Source organism: Herbaspirillum autotrophicum (genome assembly GCF_001189915.1).
In the GTDB taxonomy this organism is placed as follows: Bacteria; Pseudomonadota; Gammaproteobacteria; order Burkholderiales; family Burkholderiaceae_D; genus Herbaspirillum; species Herbaspirillum autotrophicum.
On the sequence record NZ_LFLS01000033.1, the window covers coordinates 20516 to 33780 of the forward strand.

The following is a 13265-nucleotide window of genomic DNA, read 5'->3' on the forward strand; positions in this document are numbered from 1 at the left end:
CCGCTTGATGGAAACCTGAATCCGTGTCCGATTTTGCCATTTACTTCGCCAGCTATTACACCGCGCTGGAACATGTGGCCGCCGTGGCGGCCGTCATCATCCTGATCTCCAGCATCGATGATCTGTTCATCGATGCCTGGTATTGGGCGCGCAAGATTTATCGCAAACTGACAGTGGAGCGCCGCCGTCATTACACGCCGCTGAGCGCCGCGCAATTGATGCAGCGCGACCAGCAGGCGCTCGCCATCATGGTGCCGGCGTGGCTGGAATACGATGTGATCGCGCAGATGATCGAAAACATGGTGAGCGTGCTCGATTACCACCACTATGTGGTGTTTGTCGGCACCTATAAGAACGATGCCGCCACCATCACCGAAGTGGAACGCATGCGGCGCCGCTACCGGCAACTGAAACGGGTCGAAGTACCGCATGACGGACCGACCTGCAAGGCCGACTGCCTGAACTGGGTAATCCAGGCCATCTTCCAGCACGAGCAACAGGAAAACATGGAATTCGCCGGTGTCATTCTGCATGACAGTGAAGACGTGTTGCACCCGATGGAATTGCGGTTCTTCAATTACCTGCTGCCGCGCAAGGACATGATTCAGTTGCCGGTCATGTCGCTCGAACGCAACTGGTACGAACTGGTGGCCGGCACCTACATGGACGAATTCGCCGAATGGCACGCCAAGGATCTGGTGGTGCGCGAAAGCGTTTCCGGCATGGTGCCGTCAGCCGGCGTCGGCACCTGTTTTTCGCGCAAAGCGCTGCTGGCCCTGTGCGCGCAAACCAACAACGAGCCGTTCAACACCGAAAGTCTGACCGAGGATTATGACGTCGGCAATCGCCTCGGGGCGATGGGCATGCAATCGATCTTTGCCCGTTTCGACGTGCAATTCCGCGCCCGCCGCAAAACCTGGTTCGGCTTCGGTCCGGAGCGCGAGTTGTTGCTCAACATGCCGCTGTGCGTACGCGAATACTTTCCCGACACCTTCCGCACCGCCTACCGCCAAAAAGCGCGCTGGGTCCTCGGCATCGGTTTGCAAAGCTGGGAACAACTGGGCTGGCAAGGCTCGTGGGTCAACAAGTATCTGTTGTTCCGCGACCGCAAGGGGATTGTCACTTCGTTCGTCAGCATCATTGCCTATCTGCTGTTCTTCCAGTTCATGCTGTTCTATCTGGCCGGCCAGGCCGGCTGGTGGCAGTTGCGCTTTCCGCCGATCTTCGCGCCCGACAGCTGGCTGATGCTGGTGGCGACACTGACCGCAATCGCACTTGGTTTGCGGGTGGTGCAACGGGTGTATTTCGTGACCCGTCTGTATGGCTGGGAACACGGCCTGATGTCGATTCCGCGCATGGTGATCGGCAATGTCATCAATTTCCTGGCGGTGTGCCGCGCCTGGCGCATTTATATCGGTTATCTGATGCTGGGCAAGCGCATGGTCTGGGACAAGACCATGCACGACTTTCCCTCGGCGGCGCAACTGACCCAGAAGCGCTTGCGTCTGGGCGAATTGCTGACCTCATGGCAAGCGGTCGACGCCGGCAAGCTGGAGTCGGCGCTCGACGATCAGCGTCGCCACCAGACGCCGCTGGGACGGATCCTGGTCGCCAAAGGCTGGCTTGACGATGAAACACTGGCCGAAGCGATTTCCTTTCAGTCCGAACTGCCGCGCGCCACGCTGAGCGAAGCGTTGGTCAAGGCTGGTGCCGCCCTGTTGCCGCTGGAATTGAGTGTGCGCTGGCGCACGCTGGCCATCGGCAGCGGCGTCAGCCCGGACGATCCCGCAGCCAGTGCATTGCACATTGCCGTCGCCAATCCCTTGTTGCCGGCGGCGCTGGAACAAATCCGCAATGCCACCGGACAAGTGCCGCTGCAATTCATCGTCCGCGAAAGTGAAATCGTCGCCGGACTACGCCTGCTCAGTGGCAGCAATGCCGGTGCCTTGCCCGGTACGGCGCCGTTGCTGGGCGATATCCTGATTGAAAACAATTTGATCAGCCGCACCGAATTCGATACCGCCCTGAACGAATATCGTCCCGACCGCGATGGCCGCATCGGTGACTATCTGGTCAATCAGGGCGTGGTATCACGCGCCGGTATCGAGAGCGCCTTGACAGAACAACGACGACGGGCGCAGATGAACGCCACAGAACATCAGGCGGCAAAGCACCTCACGCCCGCCGCATTTGCCATGGAAACGCGGCCGGTATGACATCCCTGTTTCCGGCACCGCCTCGCCACTGGCGCCGTCATACCTGCTGCGGCCTGTTGCTGGTGACACTGGCAGCCGCGCCGCTGGCGGCATCGGCTACCGACACGGTCATCGAGTTGCCGCTCAGCGGCGCCGCTTACCGCATCGCCGATCAGGCTTATCGCGCTTATGCCCGCGGTGACTATGCAAGCGCCATGCGGGATGCGCGCGAGGCGATTCGCTTGCGTCCCGACGTCTCCCGGCTACAGGATTTGCTGCGCCGCGCCAGCGCCGCCGATCAGGCAGCCCGGACGCCCCGCCGCAGCAAACCGTTGCCACTGACGGCGAGCGCGCCGTTGATGCCGCAGCAAACTGCACCGGCGCAACCACAACTCGCCATCGACGCCGCACTGCGCGCACTCGCGGCCGACCAGCGCAGCGATCTGCCGTTGGCCGTGCAGGAACTCCGCAACGCCATCAAACAGGCACCCGAGGTCTCGCAATATCGCTTGATGCTGATTGACATGCTGATCCGTTTGCCGGATGAAAATGCGGCGCACGCCGAGGCCACGACGGCGGTCGGCATGGAGGGTGACGATGTCATGCCGCAACTGTTGCTGGCATGGCTGCAACAGCGCCGGGGCCTGCGCGAAGCAGCGCGCGACAATTACGCCGGTGCCTTGCAGAGCGATGCGCTGGGCGATGAAGACTTGCGCAACCTGCGTCTGTTGGCGGCCGATGCCGGCCTCAGCGCCGGCGATGGCAACGCCGTGCTGAGCGCACTGGAACCGTTGCCGGCCACTGATGGCGCGGCACAGCAACGACGCCGGCTGGCACAGATGATCAGTGCCGGCAACACCAGTTTCAGGCCGGCGCTGACCGCACCCGCTGTGCGTTGTGTCGTCAACCGCTTCGGTCCGGTGTGTTCCTTGTTCGCCGGCGAAGCACCGGCCCGCCTGCTGGCGGCAGCGGCGTATCAGGCGGCGGCCGACAATCGCAGCGCCGACGCCCTGGCCCTGATCGAGAATGCCTTGCAGGTCGGCGGTGACGATCCCGAGCTGAGCGGGAGGCGCGACAACATGCGGCGCATGCTGGCGCGGGAACCGGCAGCGGCAGCCTATCAGGCGCTGGCCGACAACGATCCGGTGCGGGCCGAGCAGGACGCCGGCAGCGCCATCGGCTATGCCCCGGATGTGATGGCGTATCGCCTGCTGCTGATCGATGCACGGCAACGCCAGCAGCATTACGCGGCGGCCGAACAAGCCGCGGCCGACGCCATCGCGGTCGATGATGAAGATGCCGTGCCGCTGGTGTTGCGCGGTTATTTCCGCCACATGCAACGCAACTACGCCGGCGCCAAAAGCGACTATCTGACGGCCCTGAAAAACGACAACCTGAGCGACGACGACTTGCGCGCATTGCGCCTGTGGGTCAGCGACGCCAGCCACGCCGCCGGCGACCTGCAACTGGCAGCGGAACAACTGGCGCTGCTGCCGGCCAGCAGCGATGAGGTGCAGTGGCGTCAGTTGCAACTGGAGCTGGATCGCCAATATCGGGACGGCAAGATCGGCCGTCCGCGCTTGCAGGCGCCGTTCCTCGATTGCCGCCAGACACCCTACGGCACCGTCTGCACCGCACGGCCGCCCGACAACGCCAGCCAGACGCTGGCCGAAAGCGCGTATCGCCTGATCGGCAAGAAACGCTATGGCGCGGCCGTGACACTGGCGCAACGGCTGACCACGATGCAGCCGGCCAACGATAATTACCGGCGCCTGCTGGCGCAAGCGCTGGACAGCAACCGTCAACCGCAAGCGGCGCAGGAAGTGCGGGCCGGCTTGCGGCCCGGCGCTCCGGAACTGGAAGCGGCCTATCTGGCATTGCTGGCCGATGCGCCGCAAGCGGCAACGCAAACCTTCCGCGAGCTGGATGCGGATGGCAAATTGCCGCCGCGCGCATTGCAGGATGCCGGCTTCGCCGCGCTCAACGCCAATCAGCGCCCGCTCGCCGTCAGCTATTTCCGCCGCACCATTGATGCCGTCGATGGCGGCGATCTGACGCTGGCGCCACAACAGGTATTCGATATCCGGCGCGCCATTTCCGAACTGGAACGGGAATGGGGTTATTACGTCGCGCTCAGTTATCGCGGTGCCAGCACGCTGTCGACACCGACGGCGGTGATCGGCGACGACAGCCTGCAACTCGGCACCGAAGCGTATTGGCGGCCGCCGTCGCTGGTCAGGGACGGCACTTACGTCGATCTGTATGCGCGCGTTACCGGCAACGTCTACAGCAAATCCGGCAATGCGACCGGCGGTCCCAGCCTGCAAGCGGCAGCCGGCGCGCGCTGGAAACCACTGGCGCAACACAATCTGATTGCCGCCTTCGAGCGCCTGATCCCCATCGGCAATGCCGCGCAAAGCGACTGGCTGGCGCGGCTCGGTAACTCGTGGGGCAAGGGCATGGATTTGCGGGTCGACACCGACCGCTGGACTAGCCAACAGGTGTTTGCCGAAACCGGTTACTACCTGCAAGGCGGCACCTGGTACTTCACCTCCGAAGCACAGTCCGGGCGCAGCTACCGGCTGCCGGACAACTGGTCGAAAAACACCGTGGTCTGGCCGCACGTGGTGCTCGGCGCCGATTACAACACCGGCTTTCCGCAACCACTGGCGGTGGGCGCCGGCGTCGGCATCAATCTGCGCCGCTGGCTGCGCGAAGATCATTACCATGCCCCGCGTTCCTACTTTGATCTGTCGATTCAGTATCGCCGCAAGCTGGCCGGAGATGAACGCGCCGGCGGCTTTTTCATTCGCAGCATTTTCAACTATTGATGACCATGATGAATTCTTTCCCGATCCCCTGGCGCCGGCTGGCGGCACTTGTCTGCGGCTTGTGCAGCCTGAGCACAGCGACCCATGCGCAGGAAATTGCCCGTTTGTATGCAGCGCAGGCGCCGGCCGGTTCCAGTTACGTGCGGGTGCTCAATCCTGAAGCGCAGAACCGGCGCGTCACCATCGGCCGCAATCCGGCCGACATCTTGCATGGCAATCAAAAACCGGCCAGTGACTATCGCGTCGTCGATGCCGCCGGCGATCTGATCATCACGCTCGATGGCCGTACCCTGCCGCCGCTGAAGATTGCCGCCGGCGGGTTTTATACCGTGGTCTTGCCGCCGACCCCGATCCAGACCCCGGCGCTGATTGCCGACGCCACCGATGGCCGCAACGATCTCAAGGCCGAACTGCGTTTTTACAATCTGATTGCGAACTGCGATGCTGCCTTGCGCTTGCAGGATGGCGCGCAGATTTTCAGCGGCGTCAATACCAACCAGGCGGCGCGGCGCAGCATCAATCCGGTGCGCGCCAGCGTCAGCGGCCAATGCAGCAATGGCGCCAACAACAATGCGGCAGCGGCCAGCAGCTTGCCGCCGATGAAATCGGGTGACCGCATCAGCGTGTTCCTGACCGGCACCGTGGCGCAGCCGCGCCTGTCAAGTCAGGTCGATGCCACCGCCGCCTACAGCGGCAGCCGCTGAAGCGATCACGCCATGGTTTTTGCCAGCACCAGTTTCCTGTTCCTGTTTCTGCCCGTATTTTTACTGGCCTATGCACTGACGCCGCAACGCTGGCGCAATCTGTGCATTCTGGCGTTCAGTTGGCTGTTTTATGCCTGGTGGCGTCTCGATTTTCTGCCGTTGATCGTGTCCATTGCGGTCTGGTCCTGGCTCACCGGCCGCTGGCTCGACCGGCAATACGGTCAGCGCCGCAAGCACGCGCTATGGCTGGCCATTACCTGGCCGCTGCTGGCCTTGTTGTGGTTCAAGTATGCCAATCTGCTGGCCGCCACCGCCGACGTCAGCGGCTGGGACAATATCCTGCTGCCGATCGGTTTGTCCTTTTTCGTGTTCGGCGCGATTTCATATTCGGTCGATGTCTATCGCGGGACCGTGCAGGCGGAGCCGAGTTTCATCAACTACGCCACCTATCAATCGATGTTCGGACATCTGGTGGCGGGCCCGGTGGTGCGCTACAAATGGGTAGCGCAACGCTTGCAGGCGCGTGCCTTTGACCGCAAGGAATTTGCCGCCGGCGCCGAACGCTTCATGCTCGGCTTTGCCCAGAAAATCCTGCTGGCCGATACCCTGGCGCCGCTGGTGGACAGCGCTTATCTGTTGCAGGCGCCGAGCGCCGCCGACGCCGCGCTGGCAGTGCTGGCCTACACGCTGCAACTGTATTTCGACTTCGCTGCCTATAGCAGCATGGCGATCGGACTGGGATTGATGGTCGGCCTCAAATTCCCTGAAAATTTCAATCACCCCTATCTGAGCACCTCCCTGTCGGATTTCTGGCGGCGCTGGCACATCAGCTTGTCGAGCTGGTTGCGTGACTATCTGTACATCCCGCTGGGCGGCAACCGTCAGGGCCTCACGCGCGGTTGCATCAACCTGTTGATCACGATGGCGCTGGGCGGTTTGTGGCATGGCGCCAGCTGGACCTTCATGGTGTGGGGCCTCTGGCATGGCGCCGGCCTGGTCCTCGAACGCGTGTGGCGCAGCGCCGGCTGGCCGGCATTGCCGCGCTGGCTGGCGCACGGGATTACCTTGCTGTTCGTGATGCTGGGCTGGATGCTGTTTCGGGCGCAGACCTGGAATGAAGTGGCCTTGATGCTGGCGGCGCTGAGCGGACAACATGGCTGGCAACTGTCGTCGGCACTGGCCTCGGCCTTGCGACCGAATCAAGGCTGGACGCTGCTGCTCGGCGTCATCCTGATCTACCTGCCGCTGGCCGGACCGCACTGGCAACAGCGTCTGACGCAACTGGCCGGCTGGCTGGCGCTGCCGCTGTGGCTGCTGGCGGTATGGGTGCTGCAAGGCCGCACCGTGGTGCCCTTTCTTTATTTCCAATTCTGATCATGCGCCGCCTGAACACCCTCGCCTTTCTGCTCATCATCTTTGCCGGCATGCTCTGGCTGGCGCTGCGCCTGTATCCGGAATTGCCGGCGTGGCAGCGGCAACTGGCGCAAGCCGGGTGGCATGACGGCACGATCACGGCCACCTTCGATAAGCAGGTGGCTGCCGCAGTGCCAGCCGATACACCAGTGGAGCGCGCGCTCAATGGCGTGTTGTATGCCCTCACTGCCGATACCGGACCGCAAGTGCGCAGCGGTTGCCCGGGCTGGCTGTTCCTGAGTGAAGAAACCGGCTATAGCCCTGACGCCGAGCGGCATTTATCGCAGCGCCTGCAACTGACGCGTTTGCTGATCGCCGAGTTCCGCCAGCGCGGCATCGTGTTGCTGGCCGTGCCGGTGCCGGACAAGGCGGAAATGGCCGCTGCCCAGCTCTGCGGCATGCGCGTGGCGATGCAGGCCGCTGACCGCCGGCACACATGGCATCAGCGCTCGGCCAGTTTGCCGTTGCCGCAAGTCGATCTCGCCGCCGGCTGGCGTCAGCCCGGTTACTGGCGCACCGACAGTCACTGGAACCGGGGCGGCGCCACCGCCGCCGCGAGCCGGGTGGCCATCGTCATCCAAAGTCTGTTGCCGCTGGCGCCGCCGACGCCGATCCGGCTGCATGTGAATGACAGCGCCCATATCCGCCCCGGCGATCTGGTGCATCTGGCCGGCATCAGCACCAACCAGCCCCCCTTCGGCCCGCTGCCCGATCTGGACTACGACATCAGGCTCGACATAGCCCGCAGCGGCGGTTTGCTGGACGACAGTGCGTCGCCGTACCTGATGCTGGCCGGCTCTTCCTACTCGACCAACACCGATTTCCTCGCCTATCTGCAAACCGCATTGCAACAGGAAGTGATACAGCAAAGCGCGGCCGGCAGCGGTTTCGCCGGCAGTCTGCTGACCTTGCTGCAACAGCATCCGGCACGCCTGCAAGACATCCGGCTCTTGATCTGGGAGTGGCCGCTGCGCGCCCTCTATCAGCCGCTGACTGCCGCCGAAACGGCTTATCTCAACGCCGCCTCCGGTGCGGCACCCCTTTCTACAGGAGCACACTAATGAAGTTCAAGCACCAGTCAGCGCCCGGCGCAACTTATCCCGCGTTCCTGCGCTGCGTGCTGACGCTGGCCGTGTCTTGCAGCGTACTGACAACACTGCCGGCGGGGGCCGCCGACAGTGGCAGCAGCGTGATTGAAGGCAGCGACGGCTGGCTGTTTCCAGGCTGGGAACGCAGCGACAAGAGTGACCGTACCGGCCTCGCCGCCAATATCAAACTGTTGCAGGAGACCCGCGATCTGCTGGCGGCACGCAAGATCGGCTTGCTGGTGATGGTAGTGCCGGCCAAGGCGGCGTTTTACCGGCAGCGCCTGCCGCAGCAAGTGCAACTGGCGCCGGAGGTGTTGTCGCGCTACAGCGATGTGCTCGATTTGCTGAACAAAGCCGGCATCAACAGCTTCGATGACCGTGCGGTATTGCAGACGGTGGAACAAGGCAAGCAAACCGCGTTCTATCGCGCCGATTATCACTGGACCGCCTGGGCCGCCGAAGCCTCGGCCGAGGTCGCCGCCCAGCGCATCAATACCAGCTGGAGCCTGCCACCCGGGGGCACCGGCACGGTGCTGGGCGAATGGACCAATGATCGCCGCTATGGCGATCTGGCCAGCAATTTCATGCGCCCGGCCGAGCGCAAACGCATCGGTCGCGATACCTATACCGTGCGCAAAACCGCAGATGCCGGCGATGCCTTGCTGGATACCGGCCCGGCGCCGGTACAGGTGGTCGGCAACAGCTTTGTGCAACCGTATCTGGGCTTTCCGCAAAAACTGTCGAATGCACTCAGCCAACCGGTGGGCCTGACCTGGAATCCGGGCAATGTCGGTCCTTGGAAAACCATGCTGGATGCCGTGGAACGGCCGGATTTTGCACACAACAAACCGCTGGTGGTGGTATGGCAATTCAACGAAGCACAATTGGAAAGCGGCCCCGATGCCAGCGCCAGTTGGGACGCTGCCGGCCGCATGAGCGCGGCGACCTGGCGCAGCCGCATGGCCGCGGCCCTGGCGAAATAAGCGGCATGCCACCGACTTCGCCGCCGTTTCCTGTTGTCTGGCCGCAGATAGTGCGCTGGCTGCTCTTGCCGGCCTTGCTGCTGCTGAGTTCATGCAGCTGGAACTCGCCGCCGGTGGCGGGCGTCGTGTGGCAACCGGATAATCAGACCGTGCGTCCGCAGGGCAACTGGGACTTGCTGGGCGCCAAGACTTTGCTGGTGCAATGGAGCGTGGTCGACGATCAGAGTTTGATCGGCGGCTGCGCCCGTCCATTGCCGGAATTGCCCGACTGGACAAGGATTGCGGCACAAACGTGGGCCAGTGAAATCATTCTCGGACTGGCCGGCAATTTCAACGAGCAACAGGCGCGCAACAATTTGCCGCACTTGCTGGCGCAATCCCGGTGTATCGCCGCCCTGCCGCTGCCGTTCAAGGTCAGCGGCTGGTATTTCCCGGTAGAAATCGATCCGACCTGGGACGAAGCACCAGCCCTGGCAGCGGTACTGGCGCAACTGCCACGGCCGCTGTGGGTCAGCGTGTATGACAACAGCAACATCGGTCCGCGCGCGCTCGCCGATTGGTTATCGCGCTGGTTGCCGGACGATGTCGGCATCTTCTTTCAGGACGGCGTCGGCGTCCACGCCCGCAGTCCGGAAGTGGCGGCACTGTATTTTTCCAGCTTGCGTCAGCGCTTCGGGATCGCGCGCGTGCGGCTGATCGCGGAAGCGTTTCGCCCCACTGACAAAAAAAGCTTTCGCGCCGCCACGGTGGATGAACTCTGGCCGCAATTACAGGTGTATAAAGAACATAAATATCAGGTCTATTTATTTGATGGTCCGCATTATGTAACGGACAACACCGTTGACACATTGCGCAAGCATCTGGCTGCTCCCGACTGAACCGCAAACTGACCGTGCCGCCATGCTGAAACCGATATCTGCAGAGCAACTTCGCCTGGGGATGTACATCCACCAGATTTCCTCGGCCTGGATTGAACATCCGTTCTGGCGCAGCTCGTTCAAGCTGGAGTCGCGTGAAGATCTGCTGCGCCTGCGGGCGGCGCGGATCGATGAAATCATCATCGATACCGGCAAGGGTCTCGATGTTGCCGCACCAAAAATGCCGGCCGGCCCGGTGCCGGCGGCCAGCGCAGACGCCCGCGTAAATATCATTGCAGAACCGGCGCCACAACTGTTGTCGGAACAGGAAGCGCCGCAGGCGCGCAAGCTGCTGGAAGCCTCCCGCGACACGGTCATCAACATGTTCCGCGACGCCCGCCTGGGCAAAGCACTGAGCATGAAGGAAGCCTCCTCGCTGGTACAACAGGTGGAAATGTCGATCACCCGCAACAGCGGCACCCTGCTCAGCATGATCCGCATCAAGACTGCCGATGATTACACTTACCTGCATTCCGTTGCGGTATGCGCCTACATGATCCGGCTCGGGCAACAACTGGGATTACCGCCGGCGCAGATACAGCAAGCCGGCATGGCGGGACTGTTGCATGACATCGGCAAGATAGGAACGCCGGCGACGATCCTGAACAAACCGGGCAAGCTGACCGCCGATGAATTTTCCATCGTCATGCAACATCCTGAAATCGGTCATGCACTGCTGCTCAACAGCGGCCACCTCGATGCGGCGGTGAGTGACGTCGCCCTGCATCACCATGAAAAATTCGACGGCAGCGGTTATCCGCATCGCCTCGGCGGCCCCGATATCTCGCTGCTCTCCCGCATGGGTGCGGTATGCGATGTCTATGACGCGCTGACCTCGAACCGGTCCTACAAGAGCGGCAGCGAACCGGGTCAAGCGATTCGCATCATGCTCAACAGCGAAGGACATTTCGATCCGCATATCCGCGAAGCCTTCATCAAGAGCATCGGCATTTTTCCGTGTGGTTCCTGTGTGCTGATGGAGTCCGGCCGGCTGGCCATCGTGGTCGATCAAAACGATGCCTTGCTGGCGCCGCGCGTGAGGATTTTTTTCTCGACCAAATCAGGAACCCGGATCCAGCCGGAAATCATCGATCTGTCGAAAAAGAATACCCACGACCGGATCCTCTCGCACGTCGATCCGCAAGCGTGGGGCTTGCATAATATCGATGTGATATGAACGGACGGGCAGCGCGACGAGGTCTGACTGAATCGCCGGCGGCCCGCATGTCTGCCGCGCCGGACCCCGCAACCGGCAGCCGTTTCAGACTCAGGCCGACAACACCGGAGCCGGTGCCGACACCACCGCCACCGGCTTTTTCCGTTCCAGGTAAAAGCGGCTGAACTGGGCGGCCGGCATGGCTTTTCCATACAACCAGCCTTGCGCATAATCGACGCCCAGTGCCAGCAGACAGTCAGCCTGGGCCTGTGTTTCAACGCCCTCTGCCACTACCTTCAGGCTGAGTGTCTTGGCCATCGCAATGATATGCGGCGTGACACTGCTGGTGGCCGCTTCGGTGCCGATGGTATCGATGAAGGACTTGTCGATTTTCAGTGCATCCAGCGGCAAGCCTTGCAGACAAGACAGACTGGAGTAGCCGGTACCGAAATCATCGATGGCGATGCGATGTCCGCCCTGACGCGCCTTGGTCAGCGTGATGCAGGCGGCGTCGATATCGATGAAGCCGCGCTCGGTAGCCTCCAGCCAGATTTGCGGAGATGCGATGCCGGTTCCCTCCAGCGCCCGGTACACCACTTCCAGAATGCGGCCGCTGCGGATATCGTCGGCGCACACGTTGACCGCGACGTGCAACTGCTTGTCGTGGCTCAGCATGGCTTGCAGATCGCTGACCACCGCCGCCACCACCTGATCGGTAATCGGCAGGATCAAACCGCTCTGCTCGGCCAACGGAATGAACAAATCCGGCCGCACCATGCTGCCATCCTGCCGCTGCCAGCGAACCAGCGCTTCGGCGCCGATGCAGGCGCCGCTGCTCAATTCCATCAGTGGCTGGTAATGCACCACGAATTCGCGCTGCTGGACGGCAATCGTCAACTCGCCCAAGGGCGACAGGCGCTGCTGCAAGCGCCACCCTACCAGGCCCACCAGCAGCGCCGCCAGTATCACGCCGACCGGCAACAGCAGCGTTTGTTCCTGTTGCAAGCTGACCAGCACGCTGCTACGCGACTCCAGCGCGATCGCCACCAGTTCGCGGTCGCCCACCTGCGCAAACAAATCCTGTTCGGTCTGGCTGCGTTCGGGATGCAGCAACAGTTGCCGGATGCGTTGCGGATCGGGCACGTTGACCGAGCCCAGCACGCTGCCGTCAGCAGTCGCCACGGCCAGTTGTATGTCGCCATCGGCGATGACGTCGACGAACCGTGCCGGGTCGATCAGCACATGATGAGCGAGATAATGCAGGCCGGTCATCTGCTTGCCGCCGCTGGCTGCCGATACCACCCCCAGCGTGGCGTGCATGCCATTCGACAGGACCACGTCGGTGGCCGGGTGCGAACCGGTCTCGCGCGGAATGCCCCAGGACGTGCATTTCAATAGCCCGCCTTCCACATAGCGGACTTCTTCGACGCTGCGGTTATCGATGGCGATCATCCGCATTTGCCGGATGTGTGCATCGGAACACGCCGGTTGCCGCAGATCGGCCATTGTGTGCAAGGCCTGATTGACTTCATTAAGCACCTGATTGGTACGCACGATGGCCTTGTTGGCAATGTGCGCCAGCTTTTCCTGCCGCGCTTGCAGCGCATGATTCCATGACAGGTAAAAACTCAGCGTCAGCGGAATCGCCGCACCGGCCACCGCCAATATCACGGCCATGCAAATCAGGCGTTTGCGGATCATCCACGTCCCTCTGGTTATCAGACTGGAAATGTTTCAATGAAGAAATGGTATCTGATTCAAGCTTTGCCGAGAAGCGGGCAACGCAATCAAATCGGGTGTTGTTGGCTGACATCTGCGAGCGCAGTCGTCGCGCTGGTGACTGACAGCTCGCAAGCCATGTCATGGTTGAGGCTGGCGTGAAACGAGGGAAACAAGGCATGCGCTTGCGGCACCAGAGAGATGAAAAACAGAATATCTTCTATTCCGTTTTTCACGTCCCAAAGAAAAGAATATTCAA

Annotated in this window: 9 protein-coding genes; 8 read left to right on the forward strand and 1 reads right to left on the reverse strand. The window is 62.1% G+C overall.

Annotation, left to right across the window (positions count from 1 at the left end):
* The first annotated feature begins 23 nt into the window (after positions 1-23).
* From AKL27_RS21310 to AKL27_RS21345, 8 genes are read left to right on the forward strand one after another with little or no spacing between them, the layout of a single operon-like run.
* Positions 24-2216, forward strand: a complete 2193-nt coding sequence (locus AKL27_RS21310) for a glycosyl transferase family protein (protein ID WP_050464881.1) — start codon at positions 24-26, stop codon at positions 2214-2216.
* Positions 2213-5026: an NfrA family protein gene (locus AKL27_RS21315; protein ID WP_050464882.1), complete on the forward strand. Its 2814-nt coding sequence runs from the start codon at positions 2213-2215 to the stop codon at positions 5024-5026. The genes AKL27_RS21310 and AKL27_RS21315 overlap by 4 nt, the downstream gene beginning before the upstream one ends.
* A 5-nt stretch (positions 5027-5031) precedes the next feature.
* Positions 5032-5730 (forward strand): alginate O-acetyltransferase AlgF, encoded by a 699-nt coding sequence (locus AKL27_RS21320; RefSeq protein WP_198156038.1) that lies wholly within the window; start codon positions 5032-5034, stop codon positions 5728-5730.
* A gap of 12 nt (positions 5731-5742) precedes the next feature.
* Entirely contained in the window at positions 5743-7104 is a 1362-nt protein-coding gene (locus AKL27_RS21325; protein ID WP_050464884.1) for an MBOAT family O-acyltransferase, read from the forward strand.
* 2 nt (positions 7105-7106) lie between these two features.
* Positions 7107-8204, forward strand: coding sequence for an alginate O-acetyltransferase AlgX-related protein (locus tag AKL27_RS21330; RefSeq protein ID WP_050464885.1), 1098 nt, complete (start codon positions 7107-7109; stop codon positions 8202-8204).
* Positions 8204-9214 (forward strand): alginate O-acetyltransferase AlgX-related protein, encoded by a 1011-nt coding sequence (locus AKL27_RS21335; RefSeq protein ID WP_083439197.1) that lies wholly within the window; start codon positions 8204-8206, stop codon positions 9212-9214. Before AKL27_RS21330 ends, AKL27_RS21335 begins: the two co-directional genes overlap by 1 nt.
* A 5-nt stretch (positions 9215-9219) precedes the next feature.
* On the forward strand, positions 9220-10092 hold the full coding sequence (locus AKL27_RS21340; RefSeq protein ID WP_198156039.1) for an alpha-amylase family protein: 873 nt from the start codon (positions 9220-9222) through the stop codon (positions 10090-10092).
* 22 nt (positions 10093-10114) lie between these two features.
* Positions 10115-11308 carry an HD-GYP domain-containing protein gene (locus AKL27_RS21345; RefSeq protein WP_050464886.1) on the forward strand — a complete coding sequence of 398 codons (1194 nt, stop codon included), beginning with the start codon at positions 10115-10117 and terminating at the stop codon, positions 11306-11308.
* A 90-nt stretch (positions 11309-11398) separates the two neighbouring features.
* Here the strand turns inward: AKL27_RS21345 and AKL27_RS21350 are convergent, their stop codons facing one another.
* Entirely contained in the window at positions 11399-12988 is a 1590-nt protein-coding gene (locus AKL27_RS21350) for an EAL domain-containing protein (protein ID WP_050464887.1), read from the reverse strand.
* Positions 12989-13265 lie beyond the last annotated feature (277 nt).

Excerpts from the sequence above, each read along its gene's own strand:
- AKL27_RS21350 (WP_050464887.1), bottom strand. The coding sequence starts at position 12,988 with ATGATCCGCAAACGCCTGATTTGCATGGCCGTGATATTGGCGGTGGCC.
- AKL27_RS21320 (WP_198156038.1), top strand. The coding sequence starts at position 5,032 with ATGATGAATTCTTTCCCGATCCCCTGGCGCCGGCTGGCGGCACTTGTC.
- AKL27_RS21335 (WP_083439197.1), top strand. The coding sequence starts at position 8,204 with ATGAAGTTCAAGCACCAGTCAGCGCCCGGCGCAACTTATCCCGCGTTC.
- AKL27_RS21345 (WP_050464886.1), top strand. The coding sequence starts at position 10,115 with ATGCTGAAACCGATATCTGCAGAGCAACTTCGCCTGGGGATGTACATC.
- AKL27_RS21330 (WP_050464885.1), top strand. The coding sequence starts at position 7,107 with ATGCGCCGCCTGAACACCCTCGCCTTTCTGCTCATCATCTTTGCCGGC.
- AKL27_RS21325 (WP_050464884.1), top strand. The coding sequence starts at position 5,743 with ATGGTTTTTGCCAGCACCAGTTTCCTGTTCCTGTTTCTGCCCGTATTT.
- AKL27_RS21315 (WP_050464882.1), top strand. The coding sequence starts at position 2,213 with ATGACATCCCTGTTTCCGGCACCGCCTCGCCACTGGCGCCGTCATACC.
- AKL27_RS21340 (WP_198156039.1), top strand. The coding sequence starts at position 9,220 with ATGCCACCGACTTCGCCGCCGTTTCCTGTTGTCTGGCCGCAGATAGTG.